Genomic DNA, 26,203 nt, shown 5'->3' on the forward strand with positions numbered 1-26,203 from the left:
ACTGGAATCCGGGAATGAAACGCGCGGGCCCCGACAACGGGCCGCCCGCCCAGGCGAGTGAGGAGAAGGGCAGATGACGTCGCAGGCCGCGGACGGACCGGAAACGGTCGCCGCCTCGCGCCGCTCCAAGATCACGCCCGAGCGTGAGCAGGAGTTCTTCGACGCTGTGCTCGAGCAGGTCCGCGAATGCGGATACGACGCCGTGACCATGGAGGGCGTCGCCGCCAGCACACGGTGCAGCAAGTCCACCCTCTACCGGCAGTGGAAGACCAAGCCGCAGTTCGTGGTGGCCGCCCTGCGCTCCCGCCGCAGGTCGAAGTTCGAGGGGATCGACACCGGGTCGCTCGCGGACGACCTGCGCGAGGCCGCACGGTCCGCGGGCCGGTGGTCGATGCACGACACCAAGCTTCTCCAGGCGCTCGGCCACGCCGTCACCCAGGACGAGGAACTCGCGCAGGCCCTGCGTGAGGCGCTGGTCGACCCGGAGATCGCCGAGCTGCGGCGCATCCTCCAGCGTGGGGTCGACCGGGGCGAGGTCCCCTCCGGGCACCCGGCGCTGGAGTACATCCCGACCCAGCTGTTCGGCGTCATCCGCGCCCGCCCCGTCGTGGAGGGGGAGTACGCCGACCCGGAGTACCTGCTCCGCTTCATGGAGGCCGCCGTACTGCCGGCGCTGGGCCTGACCTGAGACCCGGGCCGCCGTCCACCCGATGACCGGACGGTGACCTGGCCGCGCCGCACCGTGGGGACGGGGGCGGCGCGCACGCCCCGGCCGGGGTGGGGAGCCTCTTCGGCGGAGGTGCTCCCCACCCGGCCGAACGGTGTCCGGGGTACGGCTGTCAGACGCCCTGGCCGCTGCCGCCGCCCGTCGACACCTTGATCCCCTTGGTGATGTCGTCGATGACGCTCTGGCCCTCGCCGACGTCGACGCCGAAGCGCACCACGACGATCTGCTGCGGGTTCGCCGGGGAGGGGAAGGCCAGCGACTCGACATAGCCGTCGGAGCCCTTGCTGGTGACCGCCTTCCAGCGGACCAGATAGCCCTTCTGCCCGGCGACGGTCACCGCCTCGGAGGCGAGCACGTCGTGCGACGTGATCGAGCCGTAGGTCTTGCCGCCGTACGACTGCTCGGCGTTCGCCGCGATGTCGGCCTTGGCGACCTGCTCGGCCGTGCTGCCCGAGGTGCCCAGCGCCAGGGCGGGCGCCGAGTAGGCACCGCCCTTCGTGCACTTCTCGGAGGTGGCGCCGGGGCACGCGTAGGAGTCGTTCGACGTGACGGACGCGCCGGCCGAGATCTCCTGCCCGTACCAGCCGTCCGGGATGGGCAGGCTGATCCCGTCGATCGAGTCGGGCACCGAACCGCTCTCGATCTTCGGCGCCTCGGAACCCTGGGGGGAGGGCGACGCGCCTCCGGAGCCGCCCGAACCCCCCGAACCTCCGTTGCCGCCGAAGGGGCCGCCCTGGCCGTTCTGCCCACCCGGGCCACCGGTGCCACCGGTACCGCCCTGACCGCCCGGGCCCTGCGAGTTGGTGGTGCCGTTCCCGTTGCCGCTGTCGGCCAGCGCGTACACGCCCACGCCTATGCTCGCCAGGACCACGACCGCCACCGCCACGGCTATGCCCATGCGGCCGCGCCGCGATCCGGTCGGCGGCTGCTGGGGATACGGCGGGTAGGCCGGGTACCCACCGGGGCTCACGACCTGTTCCGGAGGACCCCATGCGGCGGCCGATCCGGCGGGCCGGGTCCGTTCCGTCCACGCCTTGCCGTCCCACCAGCGCTCGGAGGCGGGACCGTCACTTGTCTGCCCGGGATCGCTGTACCACCCGGGGGGAGTCTCCTGCGTCATGCCCCCACCGTATGAGGCCTCGGTGAAAGAGGGATGAGAGGGGCGCCGGCCGATTCCCTCGACTTCGCCACACAGCCCGCTCCGGAACGCAGAGGGCACCATGCGGCGACCACTCCCGCACGAGCAGAACCAGCCCTCCCGCGTGGGCGGTGGCGTCCCGCCGGATGCGGCCGAACCCGGCAGGTTGGCAGGTGTGCGGCGGTCGTTCCGGAGGAGTCGCGTAGGCCCTTGCCGCGCGGCCGGTGGCGTCCCACAGGGTGCGGCCGAACCCGGCACGCGTGCGTGGCAGGTTCGTAGGGGGTGCGGCGGCGGTTCCGGATGAGGCGCATCGGCTCGTGCCGCGCAGTCCGCGGCAGACGCAGCCGGTACCTCCCGCACGCGTGCGTGGCAGGTTCGTAGGGGGTGCGGCGGTCGGTTCCGGAGGGAGGGGTATCGCCCTCCCCGCGCGGGCGTCGGCAGGCGCAGCTCGTCGCGATCGGTACGCGTGCGTCGGAGGTTCGCAATGCGGACCCCGGTGACCATCCGGCCGGCACCGGCCACCGCATCGGCACCGGGCCGTGGTCGATGACTGACTGTCGGTCAGGTTTGTCGACGGCTGGTCAGGGGCACTGCGCGTCGCCCGCCGTACCCGAGGTCACCCGTCGAGGCAACAGCTGCCCCGACCGGCCTCCGCTCCCGCACCCGGACGGCTACGCTCGAGATCTGTACGTCGTTCAGGCGACTTGGGGAGGTAGCGGGATGACGGAGGTCCGGCCCATCGAGGCCGCCCCGGCCTCGCTGTGGGAGCGCGAGGAGGAAGTCGCCGCCGTCGAGGGGGCGATCGACGCCCTGTGCGCGGGCCGCGCGTCCTCGGGCAGCGTGCTGGTGATCCGAGGCGAGGCGGGCTTCGGCAAGACCGCCCTGCTGGCCGAGACCCGCCGTATCGCCGAGGCCCGCGGCTGCACGGTCTGGTCGGCCCGCGGGGGCGAGACCCTCAGGTCCGTCCCCTTCAACGTCGTACGACAACTCCTCCAGCCGGCCCTCCTGTCGCTGATGCCCGCGGAGGCCCGCGAGTACCTCGGCGACTGGTACGACATCGCCGGCCCCGCCCTCGGCATCGCCGACCCGGGGGAGCGGCAGGCCGACCCGCAGGGCGTGTGCGACGGACTGGTCGCCGCGGTGCGCCGGCTGGCCCGCCGGAACTGGCCGCTCGTCCTCCTGGTCGACGACGCCCACTGGGCCGACCAGGAGACCCTGCGCTGGCTCGCCGCCTTCGCCGAGCGCCTGGACGACCTGTCCGTCCTGGTCGTGGTGGCCCGCCGCCCCGGTGAGGCCGCCGGTGAACGCGCCCGCCTCCTGGAGACGGTGGCCTCCGCCGCGGACCGCCCCGCCGCCCACCTCAGTGCCCTCACCCCTGAGGCCACGGCCGGCCTCACCCGCGCCACCCTGGGCGAGCACGCCGACGCCCCGTTCTGCCGCGAGGTGTGGGCCGTCACGGGCGGCAACCCCTATGAGACCGTCGAACTCCTCGCCAAGGTGCAGGAGAGCGAGATCGAACCGGGCGAGGGCTCCGCGAGCGAACTGCGCGAGCTGAACCGCTCCGCCCGCGGCGGCGGCCTCGTCGCCCGGCTGGAGGAACTCGGCATCGACGCCACCCGGTTCGCCTGGGCCGCCGCGATCCTCGGCAGCGACATCACGATCGGTCTGGTGGCCAAGCTCGCCACCCTCAAGACCCGGGAAGCGGTGGTCTGCGCCGGCCTGCTGCGCAACGCCCGTATCCTCACCGACTCCGACCCGGCCGGTCCCCGTGCCGAGGAGGCCGAGCTGGAGTTCGTCCACCCGCTGATCGCCTCCGCCGTCTACAACTCCATCCCGGACGCCCTGCGCACCGCCATGCACGGCATCGCCGCCCAGGTGGTCACCGACTCCGGGCGTGGTGCCGCGGCCGCCTCCCGGCACCTCCTCCTGGTCCACCCGGACGACGACGAGGAACTCGTCGAGCAGTTGCGTGAGGCCGCCCGTGACCACGTCGCCGTCGGCGCCCCCGACGCGGCCCGCCGCTGCCTGGAGCGCGCCCTGCTGGAACCCCCGGCGCCCGAGGTCCACGCGCGTGTGCTCTTCGAACTCGGCTGCGCCACCCTCCTGACCGCTCCCGCCAAGACCATCGGCCACCTCCAGACGGCGCTCGCGATGCCCGGCCTGGAAGGAACCGAGCGCGTCGACGCCGTCTTCCGCCTCTCCCAGGCCCTCATGCACAACAACCAGCTGGAGGAGGCCGTCCGCACGGTCGAGGAGGAGGCCGCCCGGCACGAGCAGGGCCCTGCCAAGCTCCGCCTCCAGGCCGTGCAGTACATGTGGGAGGGCCTGCACGCGGGCGAGGCCGGCGCACCGGGCCGCTCCGAGCGCCTCGCCGAACTCGCCCGCACCTGCACCGGGCGGGACAACTCCGAGCGGGCCCTGCTGATGCTGCGGGGCTTCGACGCGATGGCGCGGGGCGAGAGCGCCGAAGAGGTCGTCGAACTGTGCGACCGCTCACTGGTGAACGGCCGACTGGCTCCCGGGCTCGGCTGGACCGACACCGAGTGGGGCCTCGAACTGCCCCTGATGCTGGCCAGCGCGTACGCCTACACCGACCGGCTCGACCGCGCCGAAGCCCTGTACACCGAGGCACTGCGCACCTACGAGTCGGCCGGCTGGAGCGGCGGGCATCTCGCCCTGGCTCACGCGTACGTCGGCATCGGGCACCGTCGGCGCGGACGCCTCAGGGAGGCCGAGACGTCCCTGCGCGAGTCGTTGCGGCTCGCCGAGCGGGTGGGCCGAGGGCTGCCGCTGCACTGGTCGGCGACCTGCAACCTCGTCGACACGCTGCTCGCGCGCGGCCATGTGGAGGAGGCGTGGGCGATCGCCGAGCAGTACGGTTTCGCACCGCCGTATCCGTCCACGATCGTGCTGCCCGATCCGCGGTCCGTGCGGGGGCGGTTGCTGCTGGCCGTGGGCCGGACCAAGGACGGGATCAACGAACTGGACGCCGCGGAGAAGGCGGCGGCGGTCCGGGGGCACCACAATCCCGTTCTGGTGCCGTGGGCCTTCGACCTCGCCCGTGCGCTCGCCGTCGAGGATCCGGTCCGGGCGGCGCAGTTGGCCACCGATGTCCGCCGGCATGCCGAGCGGCTCGGGACCGATACCGCGATCGGTGAGGCGCTGCGGTGCGCGGCGGCGCTGGAGACGGGCCAGCGCGCGGTGCGGCTGGCCGCGCAGGCCGTCACCTACCTGGAGGCCTCGCCGTGCCAGTACGAGTACGCGGCGGCGCGGGTGGAGTACGGAATCCTCGCGCGTTCGGTGGGTGACATCAACCGGGGTATGGCGCTGGCGCGGTCCTGCGGGGCGGACGGGCTGGTGGCACAGGCCAGGGACGTACTGGAGACGGGACGCGGGTTGCGTTGAGAGCGTGAGCGCGGCTGCCGCACCCTCGTGGCTCGTCCCGCTCACCCGGCGGGGCCGCGCACCGACAAGGCCTCACGCATCGGCGCGGTCCTGCGCATCAGCACGGCCCTGCGCTCGGTACGGTCCCGCGCTCGGTACGGTCCCGCGCTCGCCACAACACCGCGCTCTGCACGGTCCCGCGCGTCGGGACAGCACCGCGCATCCGTACGGCACCGCGCGCATCGGCACAGCACCGCCCAGCGGTACGGCCCCCCGCCCCCTCAGGCCGCGATCAGCCGGTCGGTGAGGGCCAGCAGGTGTTGGCGCACGTCCTTGTCGTACGTCTCCTCGTGCGCTCGTGCCGGGCTCGTCCCGTCGAAGAAGCGGCCCGTGCCCAGCTCCTGGGTGGCCAGGGCGAGGACGCCCGGGGCGCCGTCCGCCACCGTCGACCAGGGAGCCATCCCGCCCTCCCGGACCATCGCCGTGTCCATGAACGTGGCCGGGTGGATGACGTTCACCGCCACCGTGGTGCCCGCCAACTCCTCGGCGAGCGTGAAGGTGTGGGCCGCCAGGGCGAACTTGGCCCGGCAGTACGCGGCGAAGCCGGAGTAGCCGCGGGTGAACTCCGGGTCGTCGAGGGGGAGGGGCTCCTGGCCCACCGAACCGACGTTGATGATCCGCGAGGGTGAGTTCGCGGTGAGCGTCGGCAGCAGTGCGCGTGTCAGCACCACCGGGGCCAAGTAGTTGACCGCAAGGCGGAGTTCGTGGCCGTCCGCGCTCAGTTCCCGGCCCGAACCGGGTGAACCGGCGCCCACCCCCGCGTTGTTGATCAGCACGTCGAGCCCGGGGTGGGCCCCGGCCACCTTCGCGCCCAGCTCGCACACCTCGGCCAGGGAGGCCAGGTCGGCCACGAACGGCTCGGCCTCGCCCTCGGCGCGCAGTTCCCCGACGAGAGCCTCGGTACGGCCCGGGTCGCGGCCGTGCGCGAGGACGACATGGCCGGAGCGGACCAGTTCGAAGGCGACATGGCGGCCCAGGCCCGAGGTGGCGCCGGTGATCAGGATCGTCGACATGCCCCCACCGTAGGCAGACCGTGCGGGCACGCGCGTGCTGCTGCTGGAGGTACTACCGGCAGGGTCACCCTTCCCCGGCCACGGAATCCTCCTCCGCCAGCACCCGCTGAGCCGTCGCGAAGGCCGAGTTCGCCGCCGGAACCCCGCAGTACACGGCCGTCTGGAGCAGTACGGCCCCGATCTCCTCCGGCGTGAGCCCGTTGCGTCGCGCCGCCCGCACATGCATGGCCAGTTCGTCGTAGTGGCCGTGAGCGACGAGCGCCGTCAGTGTGATCATGCTGCGCTCGCGGCGGCTGAGCGTCGGATCGGTCCAGATCTCGCCCCACGCGTAGCGCGAGATGAAGTCCTGGAAGCGCGCGGTGAACGGAGTCTGCCGGGCCTGCGCCCGGTCCACGTGGGTGTCCCCGAGCACCTCGCGCCGCACCTCCATGCCCCGCCCGGCACCGCCGTCAAGGTGTGCCCGCAGCGCGGTGAGGACGGCCTCCGGGCACTGCGCGGGCGCCAGATGCGGGGCCCCGGGGAGTTCGACGAGTGCGGCGCCCGGCACCGCGTCGGCGATCTCCCGCAGGTGCGCGGGCGGGGTCGCCGGGTCGGCACGGCCGGCTACGAGCAGCGTGCGCGCAGCGATCCTGCCCAGCCGGTCGCGCAGGTCGAAGGCGGCCAGGGCGTCACAGCAGGCCGCGTAGGACTCCGGGTCGGTTTCGGCGTGGTCGCGCAGGAGTTCCGGCACGGTGAAGTCACCGGCGAACCAACGGGAGTTCGCGCTCTCCAGCAGCCACCCGAGTCCCTCCCGCCGGACCCGCTCGGCCCGTTCCTCCCACGGACCTCGACCGCCGAAGTGGGCCGAGGAGCAGATCACGGCGAGCGACTCGACGCGCTCCGGGTGATGCGCGGCCAGATGCAGGCCGACGGCACCGCCGAGCGACACCCCGGCGTACGCGAACCGCTCGATGCCGAGCGAGTCGGCCAGCGCCAGCACCAGGTCGGCCAGGTCACCGACGGTGGCACCGGGACCGATCAGCGCGGGTGCCGAACCGCCGTGCCCGGGCAGGTCCCAGCGGACCACCCGGTGGGTGATGGACAGCTCGGGCGCCACCTTGTCCCACAGGGCGTACGACGTCCCGAGCGACGGCCCGAGCAGCAGAGGGGGAGCGGAAGCGGGCCCCTCTGCACGGTGGTTGAGGAGTTTCTCGGTCAACGTCGCTCCAGGGCACGGTCGGTGAGGGCTCCGGCGGAGCCGGTGTAGCGGGCGGGGTCGGTGAGCTCGTCGAGGTCGACGTCCTTCAGGTCGGGTTCCTGGGCCAGGAGTTCGGCCAGTGACAGCCCCTCGGTGTACGTCCGCCGGGCGAGCTCCGTCAGCAGCGCCTTGGCGCGGGCCCGCCCCAGCACGGGCGCCAGCTCGGCGGACAGCCGCTCGGAGACGATCAACCCGTGGGTCAGGCCCAGGTGTTCACGCATGGCCTCCGGGTGGACCCGCAGCCCCTCGGCCAGCTCAGCGGCGTCCCGGGCCGCTCCGCCGACCAGCCGCAGCAGGTCCCTGAGCGGTTCCCACTCCGCGTGCCAGGCACCGGCGGGCCGCTCGTCCTCGGCGGCCAGCGAGCCGTACAGCGTCGCCGCGAGCTGCGGGGCGCGCCGGGCGGCGGCCGCGATCAGCGTGGCCCGCACGGGGTTCGCCTTGTGCGGCATGGCGGAGGAACCCCCGCCGCCGCCCTCCGAGACCTCGGCGATCTCGGTGCGGCCCAGCACGAGCACGTCGGCCGAGATCTTGCCCAGCGCGCCGGCGGTGAAGGCGAGGCACCCGGCGAGGTCGGCGATCGGGGTGCGCAGGGTGTGCCAGGGGAGGAGCGGCGCGTCGAGGCCGAGTTCACGGGCGAACGCCGCTGTGAGCAGCACCATGTTCCGGGCACCGTACGCCGTGAAAGCCGCCTGGGTCCCGGCGGCACCGCCGAGCTGGGCGGGGAGGGCGTCCCGCACGTCGACGACCCGGTCCCGGGCGTCCAGGACCAGTGACCGCCACCCGGCCGCCTTCAGCCCGAACGTCGTCGGCACGGCGTGCTGAGTGAGCGTCCGGCCGGACATCGCGGTGTCGCGGTGCTCGGCAGCGAGCCGGGCCAGGGCCTGCTGGGCGCGGTCGAGGTCGGCCAGGACGAGGCCGAGCGTGCGGGTCGCCACCAGCATCGTCGCCGTGTCCAGGATGTCCTGGCTGGTGGCACCCCGGTGGACGTACGGACCGTATTCCTCGCCGACCGCCTCGGTGAGGTCGGCGACCAGGGGGATGACGGGGTTGCCGCCGCCGCGCGCACGGTCGGCGAGCGACCGTACGTCGAACCGGCCCGCGTCGGCGGCCGCCGCGACGGCGTCGGCGGCCTCGGCCGGGGCGAGGCCCAGCCCGGCCTGCGCCCCGGTCAGCGCCGCCTCGGCGTCCAGCAGCGCCTGGAGGTAGGCGCCGTCGGAGGTCGCGAAGGCGGCGGGGGAGCCTGCCCACCCGGGGGCGAGCAGGCCGGTGTCCGGATCGGGAGAAGTCACTGGAACTCCAGGAAGACCGTTTCGCCTTCGCCCTGAAGGCGGATGTCGAAACGGTAGGTGCCGTCGCCCTGCTGACGCGCGATCAGCGTGTCGCGTCGCTCCGCGGGCACCCGCGAGAGCAGCGGGTCGGTGGTGAGCGCCGCCTCCTCGCCCGGCAGGTAGATCCGCGTGTACAGATGCACCAGCAGACCGCGCGCGAACACGCACACGCTGATGTACGGTGCGCTCTGCCCTCGTGCGCCCGGCCGCAGGGTACGCGCGGTCCAGTGACCGTTGGCGTCGGTCTGGATGCGGCCCCACCCGGTGAACTCCACGCCGTTGCGGCCCAGGTAGCCGCCGCTCGCGGGGTCGCGCCGGATCGAACCGTCGGCCCGCGGGACGTCGCCGTCCGGGTCGGGGCCCCACAGCTCCACGAACGCGTCGGGCAGCGGGTTGCCCTCACCGTCGGTGATGTACCCCTGCAGGACGATCGTGTCCGGGTGCCCGACGGGGGCGATGTCACCGCCGCCGGGGAACGGCAGGGCGTGACCGTAGAAGGGACCCACCGTGTGCGACGGGGTCGGCAGCACGGTCTCGGGGCGGTTCGTGTCGATCTTCGTCATGGCTGGTCAGCGCCCCTCTTCGAGCCAGGTGGCCTGCGGTCCGTCGAGCACGATGTCCCAGTGGTAGCCCATCGAGAACTCCGGTACGGACAGGCTGTGGTCGTATGTGGCGACGAGCCGCTGCCGGGCCGCGTCGTCCGTCACCGACTGGATGATCGGGTCGTACGGGAACAGCGGGTCGCTCGGGAAGTACATCTGCGTGACCAGGCGCTGGGTGAACGCCGTGCCGAACAGTGAGAAGTGGATGTGGGCCGGCCGCCAGGCGTTGACGTGCTGGCGCCAGGGGTAGGGGCCCGGCTGGACGGTCGTGAAGCGGTAGAAGCCCGTGTCGTCGGTCAGTGTGCGGCCGACGCCCGTGAAGTTCGGGTCCAGCGGGGCGTCGTGCTGCTCGCGCTGGTGGGCGTAGCGTCCCGCCGAGTTCGCCTGCCAGATCTCCACCAGCTGCCCGCGGATCGGACGGCCGGCACGGTCGAGGAGGCGTCCCTCGACGGTGATCCGCTCGCCGACCGGCTCCCCGGTGTGCTGCCGGGTGAGGTCGTTGTCGATCTCGGTGATGTCCCGCTCGCCGAAGGCGGGGGAGTGCAGCTCGACCAGCTCCGGGTCCTTGGACACGTCGATGGTGATCGGCGGCTGTTTCGGATGCCGCAGCACCGAGGAACGGTAGGGCGCGTAGTCGCGGCGGGGCTGGTGCTCGACGGGGGCGCCGTCGGCGAGCCGCTTCTCGTACGCGGCGTGCTCGGCGGCGATCTCCTGGTCGATGTCGTGCTGGGTGAGAGTCATAGGTACTTCCTGGGAGTTCCTGACGTTCACGTCGAAGTCGGGGGAGAGGAGGCGCCCCCGAAGGGGCGCGGGGCTGTATCGACATGCGGCTCCGCCGCGCGGGCGCGACCAGCCACGACGGGCCCGCAGTCGACAACGGAGCTCTTATCGCTCAAGCACGAGGGCCAGCCCTTGACCAACACCGATGCAAAGCGTCGCGACACCAACGCCGCTGCCCGCACGGGCCAGTTGATGAGCCACTGTCCCCGCGAGCCGCGCTCCCGACGCACCGAGCGGATGCCCGAGCGCAATCGCCCCGCCCTGCGGATTGAGCACCGCCGGATCGAACTCGGGCCACTCGGCAACACACCCCAGCACCTGCGCAGCGAACGCCTCGTTCAACTCAAGCACTGACAGATCGTCAAACCCCTTGCCCGCCTTGGCCAGCGCACGCGTCACCGCCTCCACGGGGGCGAGCCCGAAGTAGTGCGGGTCGAGGGCGTTGACGCCGGTCGCGGAGACCCGGGCCAACGGCTCCCGGCCGGTGGCGGCGAGACCCTCGTCGTCCACCAGCAGCAGGGCGGCGGCACCGTCGTTCAGCGGCGACGCGTTGCCCGCGGTCACCGTCCCTCCGTCCGTGCGGAACGACGGCTTCAGCCTCGCCATCGCCTCCAGCGACGCATCCGGCCGTACGCACTCGTCGGCACCGAACACGACGGGGTCACCCTTGCGCCGCGGCACGGCGACGGGGGCGAGCTCGGCGTCGAACAGCCCCGCTGCCTGGGCCTCGGCCGCCTTCTGGTGGCTGGCCAGGGCGAACTCGTCCTGCTGCTCACGCGTGATCTTGTGCTTGTCCGCGATCAGTTCGGCCGACTCGCCCAGCGGGATCGTCCACTGCGGCTCCATCCTCGGGTTGACCATGCGCCAGCCCAGGGTGGTCGAGTACAGCTCGGTGTGAGCGGCGGGGAAGGGCTTGTCGGACTTGGGCAGTACGTACGGCGCCCGGGTCATCGACTCGACCCCGCCCGCCACGGCGACGGAGGCGTCCCCGACGGCGATGGCGCGGGCCGCCTGGATCACCGCCTCAAGACCCGACGCGCACAGCCGGTTGACGGTCACACCCGGCACGCTGGTGGGCAGTCCGGCCAGCAGCGCGGCCATGCGGCCGACGTTGCGGTTCTCCTCACCGGCCCCGTTGGCGTTGCCGAAGTAGACGTCCTCGATCCGGGACGGGTCCAAGTCGGGCGTACGGGCGAGGAGTTCACGGATCGCGTGGGCGCCCAGGTCGTCGGGGCGCACCGACGCGAGAGCGCCGTTGTAGCGGCCGACCGGTGTGCGGACCGCGTCGACGATGTAGACGTTCTTCACTTCAGACCCTCCGTGACGGTCAGCTTGGCGTCGGTCCTGGCGGTGATCTCCTCGACGCTCACCCCGGGCGCGGTCTCGACGAGGACCAGGCCGTCCTCGGTGACGTCCAGGACGCCGAGGTCGGTGATGATCCGGTTCACGCACGCCTTGCCGGTCAGCGGCAGCGCGCACTCGGTGAGGATCTTCGGCGAGCCGTCCTTGGCGGTGTGGGTCATCACCACGATGACCGTGCGGGCGCCGTGGACCAGGTCCATCGCCCCGCCGATCCCGGTGATCATCTTGCCGGGGACGGCCCAGTTGGCCAGGTCGCCGGTCTCGGACACCTGCATGGCGCCCAGCACGGCGACGTCGATGTGCCCGCCCCTGATCATCCCGAAGGACAGTGCCGAGTCGAAGAAGGACGCCCCCGGCAGCACGGTGACGGTCTCCTTGCCCGCGTTGATCAGATCGGGGTCGACCTGCTCCTCGGTGGGGTAGGGGCCGGTGCCCAGGATGCCGTTCTCGGACTCCAGGATCACCTCGACGTCCTCGGGGAGGTGGTTCGGGATCAGCGTCGGCAGACCGATGCCGAGGTTGACGTACTGGCCGTCCCGGAGTTCGCGTGCGGCCCGCGCGGCCATCTCTTCCCGTGTCCAGGCCATCAGCCGCTCACCGTCCCCCGTGCCGCGGGCGCGGAGACCGTGCGCCGCTCGATGCCCTTCGCCGCCGCCTGTCCGGGGGTGAGGGCGACGACCCGCTGGACGAAGATCCCCGGCAGATGCACCGCGTCCGGATCGATCCCGCCGGGCTCCACCAGCTCCTCCACCTCGGCGATCGTGACCTTGCCGGCCATCGCGGCGAGCGGGTTGAAGTTCCGGCTGGACTTGTTGAAGACCAGGTTGCCGTGCCGGTCGCCCCGCCAGGCCCGTACGAGCGCGAAGTCGGTGCGGATCCCGTGCTCCAGGACGTGTTCCACGCCGTCGAACTCCCGCACCTCCTTCGGCGGCGAGGCGAGCGCGACGCCGCCCTGGCCGTCGTAGCGCCAGGGCAGCCCGCCGTCGGCGACCTGGGTGCCCACCCCGGCCGGGGTGAAGAACGCGGGGATCCCGGCGCCGCCGGCCCGCAGCCGCTCGGCGAGCGTGCCCTGCGGGATCATCTCGACCTCCAGTTCACCGGCCAGGTACTGGCGGGCGAACTCCTTGTTGGCGCCGATGTAGGAGCCGGTCACGCGGGCGATCCGACCGGCCGCGAGCAGGATCGCGAGGCCGGAGTCCATCGCCCCGCAGTTGTTGGAGACCACCGACAGCGAGCCGGTGCCCTGCTCGTACAGGGCCTGGATGAGCACGTTCGGCACACCGCTCAGCCCGAAACCGCCCACCGCGAGCGACGCGCCCTCCGGCACATCGGCCACCGCCTCCCGGGCTGTGGCGACCACCTTGTCCATCCGAAAGCCCCATCTCTCCAATTACTCAGGGCACTGAGTATTTCAGCGAGGTCTCCCTCACGCTGTCACCGCGACAGCCGGGCGTCAAGACCTCTGCGTAGAAGCAGGTCAGTGGCGAGTCCGCGGTACAGACGGATGCGGGAGGCTCCAGGTATCGTTCAGTGCACCAACGAATTCGACCTCGGGAGCGCACATGGCGGCGGTGGACCTCACCACCCACCCCGGGCACCTCGCCCGGCGGTTCCAGCAGGCGCACTACCTGCTGTGGAACACGATGGTCTCCGAGGAGATCACCTCGCCGCAGTTCGCGGTCCTCAACGCCCTCGTCGCCGAGCCGGGGCTCGACCAGCGCACGGTGGGGGAGCGGGTGGGGCTCGACCGGTCGACCATCGCCGAGGTCATCAGCCGGCTCGGCCGGCGCGGACTGCTCGACAAGGTCCGCGACCCGCAGGACGGCCGCCGCTTCCTGCTCCGCCTGACCGGCGACGGCGAGCGGACCCACCGCAAGCTGACCGTGCGCACGGCCCGGATGAACCAGGTCTTCCTGGCCCCTCTCTCCGCCGAGGAACAGGACCTCTTCTTCGAGCTGATCCGCCGGGTCTCGGACGCGGCGGAGGGGCTCCGCAACCCGGCGGAGCCCGTGGCCGCACCGTCGTAGCGGCTACGACACCTTCGCGAACACGACCCAGACCTGGCCCTTCGCGAAATTCACCGGAGCACCGTCCTTCGTCGTGAACTCGGTTCCGTCCGTGGCCTTCTGCCGCTTCCAGTTCACGTCGAAGGACCGTCCGTCGCGGAGCACCTTCGCCCTTCCCGAGCCCACCGTCTGGGTGTACGGCGTGTAGTTGCCGAGGAAGTCGTGGAAGGCGGACCGGCGCACCTTCACGTACTGCACGACGACCGTCGCGGGTGCCAGCCGCTTCCCGTCGGTGGTCACGTCCGGTGCGCCGTCCATCGAGACCAGCCAGCGCTCCCGGCTCGCCGACCAGCTGAAGGTGAAGCGGGCGGCGGGGAAGCGGACCGTCTCGGAGGTGTCCTTCGTACCGCCGGCGGGCGCGGGGCCGTAGCGGAAGCCGGTGGTCAGCGCGTCCGCGCCCGGCGTGGCGGGCAGCAGGCGCTTCGGGCGCACATAGAGGTTGTGCGGGGCGGGCTTGGCGGTGCCGCGGAAGTAGGCTCCGGACACCTTCTCGGGGGTCCGGGCGTCCAGCGGCGCCCGGTTGATCAGCGGCATGAGCTTGCCCTGGGCGCCGGAGAAGGCGAGCGTCGGCTTCTGGAACTGACGCAGCAGCTCCAGATCGGACTCGCGGGCGCTGCGCACCGGGCCGACGGCCTTCGGCAGCGTGGTCGCGTACACGGCCATGAGACGGCTGAGCCCGCCCTCGACCTGCTCGGCGTAGACGATGTCCGCGGAGTCGAGGCCGGTCTGCGGGCGCGCCGCCCGCACGTTGTCGATCTTCACGGCGAGCGGGGAGGGGTGCTCGGCCTCCTGACTCGCCTCCGACGCGCTCGGTTCCGCTGTGTGCAGGCGCCCGCGCCCGTCGTCGGCCGGCACGCGGGGCGCGCCCTGGCTCGTACAACCCGCCGCGAAGAGGCCCGTGGCCGCCAGTACCGCCGCCGCCGTACGGGCATGTCGTGCACGTGCCCCGTGTCTCATACCCACCATGTCCGCCAGCCCGCCCGTCTCGTGTCTTCGATTGTGCGCTTATAAGTTCATTGGTGGCCATACCCGTCTGTTTCTGATTGGTCTCGTTGCCTGGGCCGAACGGCCCCGCATTGCGGTTCGGCGCCCACCACCCGGGTACTCGGGGCGCCGACCACAGGACCGACGCGGCGATGTGACGGAGGGAGTGCCGGGCGATGAAGGCAGTGACCTGGCAGGGCAAGCGGGACGTGCGCGTGGAGGAGGTGCCCGATCCGCGGATCGAGGAGCCGACGGACGCCGTCATCCGGATCACCTCCTCCGGACTGTGCGGCTCCGACCTGCATCTCTACGAGGTGCTCACACCGTTCATGACACCGGGCGACATCCTCGGCCACGAACCCATGGGCATCGTCGAGGAGGTCGGCGCCGCGGTGCCCGACCTCTCGGTGGGCGACCGGGTCGTCGTGCCGTTCCAGATCGCCTGCGGCAACTGCTGGATGTGCATCACCGGACTGCCGACCCAGTGCGAGACCACCCAGGTCACCAGCGAGGGCATGGGCGCCGCACTCTTCGGCTACACCCGGCTGTACGGCGCCGTACCGGGCGCCCAGGCCGAGTATCTGCGCGTCCCGCAGGCGCAGTTCGGCCCCATCAAGGTCCCCGAGGGCCCTCCCGACGACCGCTTCGTCTACCTCTCCGACGTCCTGCCCACCGCCTGGCAGGCGGTCGCCTACGCGGACATCCCCGAGGGCGGCAGCGTGGCCGTGCTCGGCCTCGGGCCCATCGGCGACATGGCCTGCCGGGTCGCCCAGGTGCGCGGCGCCGGCCGGGTCTTCGGCGTGGACCTGGTGACCGACCGCCTGCGCCGGGCCCGGGCCCGGGGCGTGGAGACGTTCGACATCAGGAGCTTCGACTCCGAGAAGGAACTGGTCCAGGCGATCCGCGACGAGACCGACGGGCGCGGCCCGGACGCCGTGATCGACGCGGTGGGCACCGAGGCCCACGGCAGCGCGGCCGCCCGCATGGTCCAGAACGCCTCCGCCCTGCTGCCCCGGAAGCTGAGCGGCCCGCTCGCGGAACGCTTCAGCGTCGACCGGCTCGCCGCCCTGCACACCGCCATCGAACTGGTCCGGCGCGGCGGCACCATCTCGCTCTCCGGCGTCTACGGCGGCATGGCCGACATGCTGCCGATGCTCACCATGTTCGACAAGCAGATCCAGCTTCGGATGGGCCAGGCCAACGTGCGCCGCTGGGTCGACGACATCCTGCCGTACCTGACGGACGAGGACCCGCTCGGCGTCGACGGCTTCGCGACCCATCACGTGCCGCTGTCGGACGCCCCGCGCGCGTACGAGACGTTCCAGAAGAAGCAGGACGGCACGGTGAAGGTGCTGATGCGGCCGTAGGGCCCCGCCCCGCCCCGGCCCTGACTCAGCGCAGGATCTCGTCGAGGTCGTAGCGCACCGGCTCCTCCAGCTGCGCGTACGTGCAGCTCTCCGGAGCCCGGTCGGGACGCCAGCGGCGGAAGCGGGCGGTGTGGCGGAACCGTACGCCGTTCTCCATGTGGTCGTACGCCACCTCCGCCACCCGCTCCGGCCTGAGCGGCACCCAGGACAGGTCCTTCTTGCCCGACCAGCGGCTCGGCGCCCCGGGCAGCCGGGCGCTCTCGTGCGCGGCCTCCTCCGCCCAGGCCGCCCAGGGGTGTCCGGCGGGGTCCTGCATGCGCAGCGGTTCCAGTTCGTCGATCAGCTGGGCGCGCCGCTTCATCGAGAAGGCCGCGGACACCCCGACGTGCTGGAGCGTGCCCCGATCGTCGAGGAGGCCGAGCAGCAGGGAGCCGACGACCGGGCCGCTCTTGTGGAGCCGGTAGCCGGCGACCACGACGTCCGCCGTGCGCTCGTGCTTGATCTTGAACATGGCGCGCTCGTCCTGGAGGTAGCGCAGGGTGGGCGGCTTGGCGATGACCCCGTCCAGACCGGCGCCCTCGAACTGCTCGAACCACTGCCGGGCCACCTCGATGTCCGTCGTCGCCGGCGCGAGGTGGACCGGCGCCGTGACCCCGGACAGAGCCGTCGTGAGCAGTTGTCTGCGGTCGGTGAGCGGGACGTCCAGCAGTGACTCCTCTTGCAGGGCGAGCAGGTCGAAGGCGACGAAGGAGGAGGGTGTCCGTTCGGCCAGCGTCCGCACCCGCGAGGCCGCCGGATGGATCCGCTCGGACAGCGCGTCGAAGTCCAGCCGGCCGTTCCGCGCGATCACGATCTCCCCGTCCAGCACGCACCGCTCGGGCAGCCGCTCCGCGAGTGCCTCCACCAGCTCGGGGAAGTACCTGGTCAGCGTCTTGCCGGTACGACTGCCCAGCTCGACCTCGGCTCCGTCCCGGAAGACGACGGCCCGGAAGCCGTCCCACTTCGCCTCGTAGTGCATGTCCGGCGGGATCTTCGCCACCGACTTGGCAAGCATGGGCTTCACGGGGGGCATCACCGGCAGATCCATGGTCCGATTCTGCACGCGCGGGGCTCGAAATGCCTGATATGCCCGGCTCGCCTACCGTGGCTCGCATGGGTGACGCGGTGGAACTGGAGGCGGGCGGCCGGACCGTACGGCTGTCCAGCCCGGACAAGGTCTTCTTCCCGGAGCGCGGCTTCACCAAGCTGGACCTCGCCCGCTACTACCAGGCCGTCGCCCCCGGGATCCTGCGTGCCCTGCGCGACCGCCCCACCACCCTCGAGCGCTACCCGGACGGCGTGACCGGCGAGAACTTCTTCCAGAAGCGGGCGCCCAAGAACATGCCCGACTGGATCCCGACCGCCCACATCACCTTCCCCAGCGGCCGCAGCGCCGACGAGATGTGCCCCACCGAGGAGGGTGCCGTCCTGTGGGCCGCCCAGTACGGCACCCTCACCTTCCACCCCTGGCCGGTCCGCCGCGACGACGTCGACCGCCCCGACGAACTCCGCATCGACCTCGACCCGCAGCCCGGCACCGACTACGACGACGCCGTGCGGGCGGCCTTCGAACTCCGGGACGTACTGGCGGAGTTCGGCGGTCTGCGCGGCTGGCCCAAGACCTCCGGCGGACGCGGACTGCACGTCTTCGTCCCCATCGAACCGCGCTGGACCTTCACCCAGGTGCGACGGGCCGCGATCGCGGTGGGGCGCGAGATGGAACGCCGGATGCCGGACCGGGTGACCATCAAGTGGTGGAAGGAGGAACGGGGCGAGCGCATCTTCATCGACTACAACCAGACGGCCCGTGACCGCACCATCGCCTCCGCCTACTCGGTACGGCCCCGCCCGCACGCCCCGGTCTCCGCGCCGCTGCGCTGGGAGGAGGTCGGCGAGGCCCATCCCCAGGACTTCGACCTCGCGACCATGCCCGCGCGCTTCGCCGAACTCGGCGACGTGCACGCGGACATGGACGATCACGCGTTCTCGCTGGACGCCCTGCTGGAACTGGCCCGCCGTGACGAGCACGACCACGGGCTCGGTGATCTGCCGTACCCGCCCGAGTATCCGAAGATGCCGGGAGAACCCAAGCGGGTACAGCCGAGCCGCGACGCCGCGAGGAAGACGCCTCCTACAACTCCTTGATCCTGACCTCCCGGTACGAGATCACATCGGTCGTGCTGTGCACCTGGAGCCCGATGTAGCCGGAGGCGAACCGCCGCCCGTCCGTGCCCGGGTCGTCCGAGCGCGGCGGGGAGAAGTCCTGGCCACCGATGTTGTCGAACTCGTTGATCAGCACACCATTGCGGTAGACCGAGTAGTGCTGGTCGACCACACGGATCTCGTAGTCGTTCCACGTGCCCTTCTGGGTGACACCGGCACCGGCGAGCCCCACCCGGTCGAAGCCGTAGACCGACCCGGTCTTGTACATGTCGCCGTCGGGCCGGTCGAAGACCTGCACCTCGTGGCCGTACTTGATGGCGGCCCACTCCGGCCGGGGCTCCTCCGGATGGTCGTGGACCCACGGGAACCGCACGAACACACCGGAGTTGGCATTGCCGGTGCCCGGGGCGTCGTCCCGCCACTGGAGCTTGAGCGAGAAGTCGCCGTACTTCCGCTCCGGGAACCACAGCATGCCGAGACCATCCTTCGTGGTGCCGGACGTGATGGACCCGTCGCCGTTCGGCGCGAACGAACCACCGCCCACCTGCTGCCACTTGGCGAAGGAGGCCGCGCTGCCGTCGAGGATCGTGCGGTAGCCCTCGGTCTGTCCCGGCCTGCCGATCCCGGACTCATGAGCGGCCGCGTCGATGGCGTCGTACTCGCGCTCGTCGACGACCCCCTCGCGGAACAGCTTGTCCAGGACGGTCTTCACGTGCTTGAGGAACAGGGCCTGGGACGTCCACTCCTTCTCGTCCTCGATCAACTCGTTGATCCGGCACCGGTTGTTGGTGATCCGGTTCGGCACCCCGGAGTCGACCGTGCCGACGATCACCGTCAACCGCTCGTCGAGCTCGGAGCAGTTGGGCGCCGGAACCTGACTGGAGACGACGGTGAAGGTCACCGTGCGCGCGGCCGACGTGTTCCCGGCCTTGTCGGTCGCCCGGTACGCGAGGGTGTGCGTGCCCGCCCGGTCGACGACCACCGCGGCGGTGTACGCCAGATAGGGTCCGGCGTCGATCGAGTACTCGACGCCCGCGACACCCGAACCGCCCGCGTCCGTGGCGCTGACGGTCACCTTGGCGTTGCCCACGTACGCCCCGTCGGAGTTCCGGGTGCCGTCCACGCTCACGCCGGTCACCGGCGGGGTGGTGTCCTGGGGTGCGGCCGTGACGACCGTGAACCGGACGCTCTTCTCGGCGGCCGCGTTGCCCGCCTTGTCGGTCGCCCGGTAACGCACCGTGTGAGCGCCTACCTGATGCACCATCACGGGCATGGTGTACGGCTGCCAACTCCCCTCGTTCACCGCGTACTCGATGGTGTTGACCCCGGATCCGGTGTCGGACGCCGACACGGTCACCGTGGCCATGTCGATGTACGTGCCGTCGGGGTTCCGCTCGCCGCTCACCGTCGCCGAGGTGTCCGGCGGGGCGGTGTCGTCGGAGGGTGGGGCGACGACCGTGAAGGCGGCGCTCTTCTCCGTTGAGACGTTGCCCGCCTTGTCGACGGCCCGGTAACGGACCGTGTGGTCGCCGACCTGGTCGACGACGACCGGGGCGGTGTACGGCTGCCAGGCGCCCGCCTGACCGATCGCGTACTCGATCCGGTCGACGCCGGAGCCGCCGGCCTCGTCGGACGCCGTCACCGCCACGCTCGCCGAACCGACGTACTGGCCCTGCGCGTTCTGCGTGCCGGTCACCCGGGCCGCGGCCGAGGGCGCGGTGGTGTCCTGGCCGCTGCCCTCGGTCACCACGAGGATGCCCTGCATCTGGCCGTGGCCGGGGATCGTGCAGTGGTAGAAGTAGCGGCCCGGGGTGAGCGTGACCTGGGCGGTGTGACGGCCTCCCATGTCGTCGTTGGGGTTGGCGAGGATGTTGAGTTCGACGTCGTCGTTGAACTCGGGATCGCTGGTCACGAAGGTCAACGTGTGCGGCATGCCGGTGGTGTTGCCGGTGGCCGTGCTGTTCTCGAAGACGATCGTGGCCGTGCCCGCCACGGCTGTCGTCGGGACGGAGCCGTACTTGGTGATGTCGTCGCCCGCCGTCCAGGTGAGGACCTGTTCGGCCGCGGTCTGCTCGGGCTGAGCGCTGCTGGGCACGCTCTGCAGTCCGAGCATCATCAGGACGGCGGCCAGCAGAGCCGTCCAGAATCGTCGTCGCCGTGTCACCTTCACCACCCCCTCGCCAGCTCGCCGGCGACCGGTGTCGGCCCGCCGCCCGTGTAAGTGATCCGCCACAGCGCCGACTTGGCGTCGGAGGTGAAGAAGCCGCGTCCGTAGTCGAGGACGTACAGGGCGCCGTCCGGACCGAACTTCCAGTCCATGAGGTTCTTGATGCCGTCGTTGCCGATCGGCACGATCTTCTTCAACGACTCGCTGTGCACGGGCAGTCCGCCGTCGCCGTGGGTCTTCGGGTCGGTGATCACCGCGTTGCGCGGCTGGTCGGCGTCGTAGAAGTCACCGACGAACCACTTGCCGTCCCAGTAGGCGGGCCACTTGACGGTGCTGGTGACCGGGGCGGTGTCGTAGCGGTAGACGGGCCCGTTCATCGCGGCCTGGCCGCCGCCCTTGAGCCAGGGCAGCAGGTACCTGGCCTCCTCCTGCTTGTAGGACGGGATGCCGTTCGCGTCCCGCGGGTAGTCCGGGGCGCCGCCCTGCGGCGAGTACCAGATGTTGTTGCCGGTGACCGGCGGGAGGTTGACCAGGCCGTCGTTGTTGGGCGACTCGTTCTTCGGGTGGTCGCAGTCGTACCAGCCGAGCGGCTGGTCGGGGTCGGGCAGATTGCGGTCGCGGTAGGGCTGCTTGTTGCCCATGCAGTACGGCCAGCCCCGGTTGCTCGCCTTGGTGATGACGGCGAACGTGTCGTACTTCGCCGGGCCCCAGGTCGTCGAGGGCGCGCTCGCGTCCGGACCGACCCAGCCGGCGTAGAGGGTGTCGGTCTGTTGGTCGACGAAGATACGGGCCGGATTCCTGACCCCCATCACATAGATCTCGCCGCGCGTCTTGCCGCCGCCCTCGTCGGTCTCCCGGCCGGTGAAGAGGTTTCCGGCGGGGAGCGTGTACGTCCCGTCGGCCTCCGGGTGGATGCGCAGGATCTTGCCGTTGAGGTTGTTGGTGTTGCCGGCGGTGCGGCGCGCGTCCGCGAAGGAGACGCCCTTGAAGTTGGGCTGCGGGTTGTTGCCGGAGTATCCGCCGCTGAAGCCACTGGAGTTGTTGTCCCCGGTGGCGATGTACAGGTTGCCCTTCGAGTCCCAGGACATTCCACCGCCCGAGTGGCAGCAACTGTGCACCTGGACGGGCCACTTGAGCAGCACCTTCTCGCTGTTCAGGTCCAGCTTGTTCGTCGCCGGGTCGAGGGTGAAGCGGGATACCCGCCGCTCGGCGATCCGTGTGTCGCGGTTGAGCTGCGCGTGCGGGGTGTAGTGCAGGTACACCCAGCCGTTCTGCTCGAAGCGGGGATCGAGCTCGATGCCGAGCAGCCCCTCCTCGACCTTGACCAGCTCGTCGCCGCCGCCCTTGTTGCCGAAGACGGTCAACTCGCCCGCCAGGGTGACCTTCTTGGACACCGGGTCGTAGACGTGGATCTGTCCCTTGCCCTTGCCGACGTCCGGGTTGTTCCAGTCGGTGACGACCGGCTGGGAGGAGTCGGCGCCGCCCCGGCCGATGTACAGCACCCGCCCGTCCGGTGCGGTGACCAGGCCGTGCGGCTCACCGATCTGGTCGTTTTGGCCCGGCTGGTTGGGCCGGGTGAGGCGTTCCGCCTTGTAGTTGCCGTTGATCGTCGCCTTGCAGTCGGCCTGCACGAGCCGTGAGGTCCACAGCAGCGCACCGCGCAGATGGGCCCGGAAGTCGGTCTCGTCGTACGACGACACCGTGCCGCCCATGCCGGTGTAGAAGGACCGTCCGCCGTCGTAGTCCCGGCACCAACTCACCGGGTGGTCCCAGCCGTTGGCGCTCGCTCCGGGCTGGTAGGTCGACTCGCGTACCCGGGCGACGGTGTGCACGTCGCCGGACGGGTTCTTCGTCCAGTTGAACCACTGGTCGGCACGCTTCCACTGCACCGGCAGGTCCTTCGTCGCCGGATGCCGCCGGTCGCCCACCTCAACGGTGGCTCGCTGGACCGACGTTGGACTGGAGGCGGCTGGGCGGGCACCTACGAGGCCCGTGAACCAGTCGGAGTACGGCTCGGCGCGGGCCGCGTCATGGATGCCGACGAAACCGCCGCCCGCCTCCATATAGGCCTCCAGACCGGCCTCCTGGTCGGGGTCGAGGACATCGCCGCCGCCGGTCAGGAAGACGATCGCGTTGTAACCACCCAGCGCCTTCTCGTCGGTGAAGACCCTGGCGTCGTCCGTGGCCTCGGTCGCGAACCGCTGGTTCGCCGGCCCGGACAGCCCGATCCGCTCGACGGCGGCGATCCCGGCGTTGACGACCGGCGACTCGGCGCCGCCCGCCGCCGAACCGTAGAACACCAGCACCCGCACATCGGCGCCGCCCGGGGGCGACTTGACGGACATCGTTGTCGGTGACGGCTCCGGCGCGGGCAGTGCTCCCGCGGCCGGTCCGGACATCAGCCCGGCGGCGAGGACCCCGGCGGTCACCGTGGCCACCCAGACCCGTCTTCTCGTCGTTCCTCCGCTTCTCGCGCTCAACCCTCGTAAGTGCATGGGCACCTCCTCGGTCACAGCAACAGCGCCAAGGAAGCTAGACGCCTTTGCGACCCTCGCCAATACCTATGACCAGGATCGGACGAACTTTGTCCTGAGTGTGGATAAACGACTGCGGGGCCGGTACCGTCTCACAGGTTCATCACAGGTGCACCTCCGCACGATCCGTATCAGGGTGGGGAGTTCTGTATGGCCGCAGTGGACAGACGTGGATTCAACCGGCGGGTACTGCTGGGCGGCGCGGCCGTCGCGACATCGTTGTCCATGGCGCCGGAGGCCCGGAGCGACCCCCGTCCGGCGCAGGCCGCTCCGGGCGGCGGCGAGGTCGGACACATCAAGCTGTACGCGGAGAAGCTCGCCGACGGGCAGATGGGCTACGGCTTCGAGAAGGGCAGCGCGACGATTCCCGGTCCGCTCATCGAACTCAACGAGGGCGACACCCTGCACATCGAGTTCGAGAACACCACGGACGTCGGGGCGAGTCTGCACGTCCACGGCCTGGACTACGAAGTCTCCAGCGACGGAACGAAGTTGAACAAGAGCGACGTCGAACCCGGCGGCACCCGCACCTACACCTGGCGCACCCATGTGCCGGGCCGCCGCAGTGACGGCACCTGGCGGGCGGGCAGTGCGGGCTACTGGCACTACCACGACCACGTGGTCGGCACGGAACACGGCACCGGCGGCATCCGGAAGGGCCTCTACGGCCCGGTGATCGTCCGCCGCAAGGGCGATGTCCTGCCGGACGCGACCCACACGATCGTCTTCAACGACATGCTCATCAACAACAGGCCGGCGCACTCGGGGCCCAACTTCGAGGCCACGGTGGGCGATCGGGTCGAGTTCGTGATGATCACGCACGGCGAGTACTACCACACCTTCCACATGCACGGTCACCGCTGGGCGGACAACCGCACGGGCATGCTCACCGGGCCCGACGACCCGAGCCAGGTCATCGACAACAAGATCGTGGGCCCGGCGGACTCCTTCGGCTTCCAGGTGATCGCGGGGGAGGGGGTCGGGGCGGGCGCGTGGATGTACCACTGCCATGTACAGAGCCACTCCGACATGGGGATGGTGGGACTCTTCCTGGTGAAGAAGACGGACGGGACGATCCCCGGGTACGAGCCGCACGAGCACGGCAAGTCGTCGGCCGAGCACGAGCACGAGCACTGACGGATCATGGGCAGGTGACTCTTCTTCTCACGCGCGGTGATCTGGAAGCGCTGCTGGATCCGCAGCCCTGCATCGACGCTCTGCGGGACGGCTTCCGGGACGCGGAGACGGTGCCGGTCATGGGGCAACGGGTACGCACGGACCTCCCGTTCCCCGGTACGGCAACCGCCCTGCTCCCGGGCCTGCTGCCCGGTGTCCCGGCCTACACGGTCAAGGTGAACGCCAAGTTCCCCGGCGCCCGGCCCGCCCTGCGCGGGGTGATCTGCCTGCACAGCGGGGCCGACGGCGAACTCCTCGCGCTGCTGGACTCGGCGACGGTCACGGCATGGCGGACGGGGCTGGCGGCGGCGCTGGGCACACATCTGCTCGCGGGTACGAGCGCCGGTACGGGCGCCGTCGTCGGTGTGATCGGGGCGGGCGCACAGGCCGAATTGATGGTGCGGGGGCTGGCGCTGCTGCGGCCCCTCGGCGCCCTGGTCGTCCACGACACCTCGGCCGTCCGCGCCGCGGAGTTCGCCGCACGGCACGGCGGGACCGTGCTGGCCTCCGCGCCGGAGGTCGCCGCCGTCGCCGACCTCGTTCTGTCGGCGACCTGGTCGCGGGAACCGTTGCTGCACCTGGCGGACACCAGGCGGGGGCAGCACTTCACGAGCCTCGGGGCGGACGAACCGGGCAAGGCGGAACTGGCGGCCGATCTGCTGGATGCTGCCGTGGTCGTGGTCGACGACCGGTCACTCGCCCTGAGCATGGGCGTGTCGGCGGCCGGAGGGAGGGTCGGGGCGACCCTGGGCGAGGTGGTCCGGGGTGAGCACCCCGGGCGGACGGGGGCGGATGACCGTACCGTCTACGCCCCCGTCGGCCTGCCCTGGCAGGACCTCGCGCTCGCCTGGAGGGCGTACGGGCTCGCCGAGCGGGAGGGGATCGGGCGGCGGGTGGATCTGCTGGCCTGAGGCCGGACGGCGGAGACCGGCAGGCTGCACGGGGCGCGGCCGTTGACCCTCGCCGGAGCGCCCCACGCGCAGGTCGCCCGCCTCATCCGCCTGCAGGTGGACCACGGGGAGTTGCATGTGAGCAGCCCCGGCCGTGCTCTCGCAACCGATCGCTTGCGAAGCAGCCTCGGGGAGGTCCTCGCAGTTGTCGTCCGAGAGGCCGAACATCGGCAGGCACGGTGACAGTCCGACGATCGAGACCGGGAGATGCTGGTGCATCTCCCAGCGGGCTCGCGTCAGCCTCAACCGCCGCATGGCCGAAGGCCGGTCACGCACCACATGCCGCTCGACACCGTCGAGTTCGTAGCCGTGTTTCATGGATACGGTGAACGAGGACGCGTTGTCCTCGAAGGCGCCCGACATCGCCTCGAGTGCGCGCAGGCCGGTGAAGGCCAGGTGCAGCACTGCGGCACGCATCTCCGTACCGATCCCTTGCCGCTGAAACCGTGCCCCGAGCCAGGAGGCAGTACTTACCTGCCGCAGCACGGCAAAGTCCCGGGCGGCGACCGTCTGCAGGCCGACGACCTGGCCGTTTTCAAAGACAACGAGATTCAGGGCCCAGTTCTCCGGCGCCCAGTTCCCCCTGCGCAACCAGTGGTGCTGCACCACCGAGCGCGCACGATCCGCCGGAGGCAGGTCGGTCCACGGCACGAGGAAGGGCATGCGGTCCGGGTCGTGGATGCCTTCCGCCGCGAGTTCACACAACTCGGCAAGCTCATCCTCGGTGGGTAGTCGCAGCTCCAGGCGCGGTGTACTCAGACGCAGTCCCACCAAGGGCCAGTGGTCAATCAGCATGCGTCATTGTCGAAGACGAGGGCGGTGGTGGTCATCTGATTTCCACGCTCGGGCAGACGCGAGGTTCGACCTGCGACTGGCGCGCCGGGCGGCGCGCAAACCCGAGTCGTCTCACTTCTGGACGTACCCGAGCGCCTTGATCGACAAGCCGTGTCCGGACACATCGACAAGCGGTGTCCGCTGTCGGATCAGGCACACATTCCGTGAGGACGATCACCGGGGTCGGGCTCTGTCCCATGGGCGTCGACGGTGTTCAGACTGCCCACCCGCCGGTGTTCGAGTACGACTCGTAGGAGTACCGAGTGCGGCGGTCCCATTCCTCGCCGGTGAT

General features: G+C 71.1%; 20 protein-coding genes and 1 pseudogene. 7 read left to right on the forward strand and 14 right to left on the reverse strand.

All coding sequences use genetic code 11. The features are described from left to right. The first annotated feature begins 73 nt into the window (after positions 1-73). Positions 74-688: a TetR/AcrR family transcriptional regulator gene (locus tag ACZ48Z_RS31640; protein WP_468739301.1), complete on the forward strand. Its 615-nt coding sequence runs from the start codon at positions 74-76 to the stop codon at positions 686-688. A 151-nt stretch (positions 689-839) separates the two neighbouring features. On the opposite strand, the gene ACZ48Z_RS31645 is transcribed toward ACZ48Z_RS31640, so the two are convergent. Next, positions 840-1,847 (reverse strand): DUF2510 domain-containing protein, encoded by a 1,008-nt coding sequence (locus ACZ48Z_RS31645; protein ID WP_468739302.1) that lies wholly within the window; start codon positions 1,845-1,847, stop codon positions 840-842. Between the two features lie 738 nt (positions 1,848-2,585). On the opposite strand from ACZ48Z_RS31645, the gene ACZ48Z_RS31650 reads away from it, so the two are divergent. After that, positions 2,586-5,270, forward strand: a complete 2,685-nt coding sequence (locus ACZ48Z_RS31650; RefSeq protein ID WP_468739303.1) for an ATP-binding protein — start codon at positions 2,586-2,588, stop codon at positions 5,268-5,270. A gap of 260 nt (positions 5,271-5,530) precedes the next feature. Here ACZ48Z_RS31650 and ACZ48Z_RS31655 read toward each other — a convergent pair whose 3' ends face one another. The 8 genes from ACZ48Z_RS31655 to ACZ48Z_RS31690 form a co-directional block, all read right to left on the reverse strand. Beyond that, on the reverse strand, positions 5,531-6,322 hold the full coding sequence (locus ACZ48Z_RS31655) for an SDR family NAD(P)-dependent oxidoreductase (RefSeq protein ID WP_468739304.1): 792 nt from the start codon (positions 6,320-6,322) through the stop codon (positions 5,531-5,533). A 64-nt stretch (positions 6,323-6,386) separates the two neighbouring features. Beyond that, entirely contained in the window at positions 6,387-7,520 is a 1,134-nt protein-coding gene (gene pcaDC / locus ACZ48Z_RS31660) for a bifunctional 3-oxoadipate enol-lactonase/4-carboxymuconolactone decarboxylase PcaDC (RefSeq protein WP_468739305.1), read from the reverse strand. Beyond that, positions 7,517-8,848 carry a 3-carboxy-cis,cis-muconate cycloisomerase gene (gene pcaB, locus ACZ48Z_RS31665; protein ID WP_468739306.1) on the reverse strand — a complete coding sequence of 444 codons (1,332 nt, stop codon included), beginning with the start codon at positions 8,846-8,848 and terminating at the stop codon, positions 7,517-7,519. The genes pcaDC and pcaB overlap by 4 nt, the downstream gene beginning before the upstream one ends. Then, positions 8,845-9,450 carry a protocatechuate 3,4-dioxygenase subunit alpha gene (gene pcaG / locus ACZ48Z_RS31670; protein WP_468739307.1) on the reverse strand — a complete coding sequence of 202 codons (606 nt, stop codon included), beginning with the start codon at positions 9,448-9,450 and terminating at the stop codon, positions 8,845-8,847. Before pcaG ends, pcaB begins: the two co-directional genes overlap by 4 nt. 6 nt (positions 9,451-9,456) lie before the next feature. Continuing rightward, on the reverse strand, positions 9,457-10,230 hold the full coding sequence (pcaH, locus tag ACZ48Z_RS31675) for a protocatechuate 3,4-dioxygenase subunit beta (RefSeq protein WP_468739308.1): 774 nt from the start codon (positions 10,228-10,230) through the stop codon (positions 9,457-9,459). 144 nt (positions 10,231-10,374) lie between these two features. Then, on the reverse strand, positions 10,375-11,577 hold the full coding sequence (locus ACZ48Z_RS31680; protein WP_468739309.1) for a thiolase family protein: 1,203 nt from the start codon (positions 11,575-11,577) through the stop codon (positions 10,375-10,377). Further along, complete coding sequence (locus ACZ48Z_RS31685; RefSeq protein WP_468739310.1) at positions 11,574-12,218, reverse strand: CoA transferase subunit B; 645 nt, start codon at positions 12,216-12,218, stop codon at positions 11,574-11,576. Before ACZ48Z_RS31685 ends, ACZ48Z_RS31680 begins: the two co-directional genes overlap by 4 nt. Beyond that, entirely contained in the window at positions 12,218-13,000 is a 783-nt protein-coding gene (locus ACZ48Z_RS31690) for a CoA transferase subunit A (RefSeq protein WP_468739311.1), read from the reverse strand. The genes ACZ48Z_RS31685 and ACZ48Z_RS31690 overlap by 1 nt, the downstream gene beginning before the upstream one ends. A gap of 193 nt (positions 13,001-13,193) precedes the next feature. Here ACZ48Z_RS31690 and ACZ48Z_RS31695 point away from each other — a divergent pair, with 193 nt between their 5' ends. Continuing rightward, positions 13,194-13,658, forward strand: coding sequence for a MarR family winged helix-turn-helix transcriptional regulator (locus tag ACZ48Z_RS31695; protein ID WP_468739312.1), 465 nt, complete (start codon positions 13,194-13,196; stop codon positions 13,656-13,658). A gap of 3 nt (positions 13,659-13,661) precedes the next feature. Here ACZ48Z_RS31695 and ACZ48Z_RS31700 read toward each other — a convergent pair whose 3' ends face one another. Next, entirely contained in the window at positions 13,662-14,654 is a 993-nt protein-coding gene (locus ACZ48Z_RS31700) for a DUF3048 domain-containing protein (protein ID WP_468739313.1), read from the reverse strand. A 203-nt stretch (positions 14,655-14,857) separates the two neighbouring features. Here ACZ48Z_RS31700 and ACZ48Z_RS31705 point away from each other — a divergent pair, with 203 nt between their 5' ends. After that, positions 14,858-16,048 (forward strand): zinc-dependent alcohol dehydrogenase, encoded by a 1,191-nt coding sequence (locus ACZ48Z_RS31705; RefSeq protein WP_468739314.1) that lies wholly within the window; start codon positions 14,858-14,860, stop codon positions 16,046-16,048. Positions 16,049-16,073: 25 nt separating this feature from the next. Here ACZ48Z_RS31705 and ACZ48Z_RS31710 read toward each other — a convergent pair whose 3' ends face one another. Further along, positions 16,074-17,135, reverse strand: a complete 1,062-nt coding sequence (locus tag ACZ48Z_RS31710) for an ATP-dependent DNA ligase (RefSeq protein WP_468739315.1) — start codon at positions 17,133-17,135, stop codon at positions 16,074-16,076. A gap of 65 nt (positions 17,136-17,200) precedes the next feature. On the opposite strand from ACZ48Z_RS31710, the gene ligD reads away from it, so the two are divergent. After that, complete coding sequence (gene ligD, locus ACZ48Z_RS31715) at positions 17,201-18,232, forward strand: non-homologous end-joining DNA ligase (protein WP_468739316.1); 1,032 nt, start codon at positions 17,201-17,203, stop codon at positions 18,230-18,232. On the opposite strand, the gene ACZ48Z_RS31720 is transcribed toward ligD, so the two are convergent. Together ACZ48Z_RS31720 and ACZ48Z_RS31725 are read right to left on the reverse strand one after the other, a co-directional pair. Beyond that, positions 18,219-20,366: an OmpL47-type beta-barrel domain-containing protein gene (locus ACZ48Z_RS31720; protein ID WP_468739330.1), complete on the reverse strand. Its 2,148-nt coding sequence runs from the start codon at positions 20,364-20,366 to the stop codon at positions 18,219-18,221. The genes ligD and ACZ48Z_RS31720 overlap by 14 nt on opposite strands. 50 nt (positions 20,367-20,416) lie before the next feature. Continuing rightward, positions 20,417-22,912 carry a ThuA domain-containing protein gene (locus tag ACZ48Z_RS31725; protein ID WP_468739317.1) on the reverse strand — a complete coding sequence of 832 codons (2,496 nt, stop codon included), beginning with the start codon at positions 22,910-22,912 and terminating at the stop codon, positions 20,417-20,419. A gap of 189 nt (positions 22,913-23,101) precedes the next feature. On the opposite strand from ACZ48Z_RS31725, the gene ACZ48Z_RS31730 reads away from it, so the two are divergent. Then, positions 23,102-24,088, forward strand: coding sequence for a multicopper oxidase domain-containing protein (locus ACZ48Z_RS31730; protein WP_468739318.1), 987 nt, complete (start codon positions 23,102-23,104; stop codon positions 24,086-24,088). 14 nt (positions 24,089-24,102) lie between these two features. Then, positions 24,103-25,038 carry an ornithine cyclodeaminase family protein gene (locus ACZ48Z_RS31735; RefSeq protein ID WP_468739319.1) on the forward strand — a complete coding sequence of 312 codons (936 nt, stop codon included), beginning with the start codon at positions 24,103-24,105 and terminating at the stop codon, positions 25,036-25,038. 402 nt (positions 25,039-25,440) lie between these two features. Here the strand turns inward: ACZ48Z_RS31735 and ACZ48Z_RS31740 are convergent. Further along, positions 25,441-25,872 (reverse strand): annotated as a pseudogene (locus tag ACZ48Z_RS31740) (GNAT family N-acetyltransferase); the annotation flags it as partial. Positions 25,873-26,203: the final 331 nt, after the last annotated feature.

It is taken from the genome of Streptomyces sp. NPDC031225 (assembly GCF_055570355.1).

Excerpts from the sequence above, each read along its gene's own strand:
- ACZ48Z_RS31640 (WP_468739301.1), top strand. The coding sequence starts at position 74 with ATGACGTCGCAGGCCGCGGACGGACCGGAAACGGTCGCCGCCTCGCGC.
- ACZ48Z_RS31645 (WP_468739302.1), bottom strand. The coding sequence starts at position 1,847 with ATGACGCAGGAGACTCCCCCCGGGTGGTACAGCGATCCCGGGCAGACA.
- ACZ48Z_RS31650 (WP_468739303.1), top strand. The coding sequence starts at position 2,586 with ATGACGGAGGTCCGGCCCATCGAGGCCGCCCCGGCCTCGCTGTGGGAG.
- ACZ48Z_RS31655 (WP_468739304.1), bottom strand. The coding sequence starts at position 6,322 with ATGTCGACGATCCTGATCACCGGCGCCACCTCGGGCCTGGGCCGCCAT.
- pcaG (WP_468739307.1), bottom strand. The coding sequence starts at position 9,450 with ATGACGAAGATCGACACGAACCGCCCCGAGACCGTGCTGCCGACCCCG.
- pcaH (WP_468739308.1), bottom strand. The coding sequence starts at position 10,230 with ATGACTCTCACCCAGCACGACATCGACCAGGAGATCGCCGCCGAGCAC.
- ACZ48Z_RS31685 (WP_468739310.1), bottom strand. The coding sequence starts at position 12,218 with ATGGCCTGGACACGGGAAGAGATGGCCGCGCGGGCCGCACGCGAACTC.
- ACZ48Z_RS31690 (WP_468739311.1), bottom strand. The coding sequence starts at position 13,000 with ATGGACAAGGTGGTCGCCACAGCCCGGGAGGCGGTGGCCGATGTGCCG.
- ACZ48Z_RS31695 (WP_468739312.1), top strand. The coding sequence starts at position 13,194 with ATGGCGGCGGTGGACCTCACCACCCACCCCGGGCACCTCGCCCGGCGG.
- ACZ48Z_RS31700 (WP_468739313.1), bottom strand. The coding sequence starts at position 14,654 with ATGAGACACGGGGCACGTGCACGACATGCCCGTACGGCGGCGGCGGTA.
- ACZ48Z_RS31705 (WP_468739314.1), top strand. The coding sequence starts at position 14,858 with ATGAAGGCAGTGACCTGGCAGGGCAAGCGGGACGTGCGCGTGGAGGAG.
- ACZ48Z_RS31710 (WP_468739315.1), bottom strand. The coding sequence starts at position 17,135 with ATGGATCTGCCGGTGATGCCCCCCGTGAAGCCCATGCTTGCCAAGTCG.
- ligD (WP_468739316.1), top strand. The coding sequence starts at position 17,201 with ATGGGTGACGCGGTGGAACTGGAGGCGGGCGGCCGGACCGTACGGCTG.
- ACZ48Z_RS31720 (WP_468739330.1), bottom strand. The coding sequence starts at position 20,366 with ATGATGCTCGGACTGCAGAGCGTGCCCAGCAGCGCTCAGCCCGAGCAG.
- ACZ48Z_RS31725 (WP_468739317.1), bottom strand. The coding sequence starts at position 22,912 with ATGCACTTACGAGGGTTGAGCGCGAGAAGCGGAGGAACGACGAGAAGA.
- ACZ48Z_RS31730 (WP_468739318.1), top strand. The coding sequence starts at position 23,102 with ATGGCCGCAGTGGACAGACGTGGATTCAACCGGCGGGTACTGCTGGGC.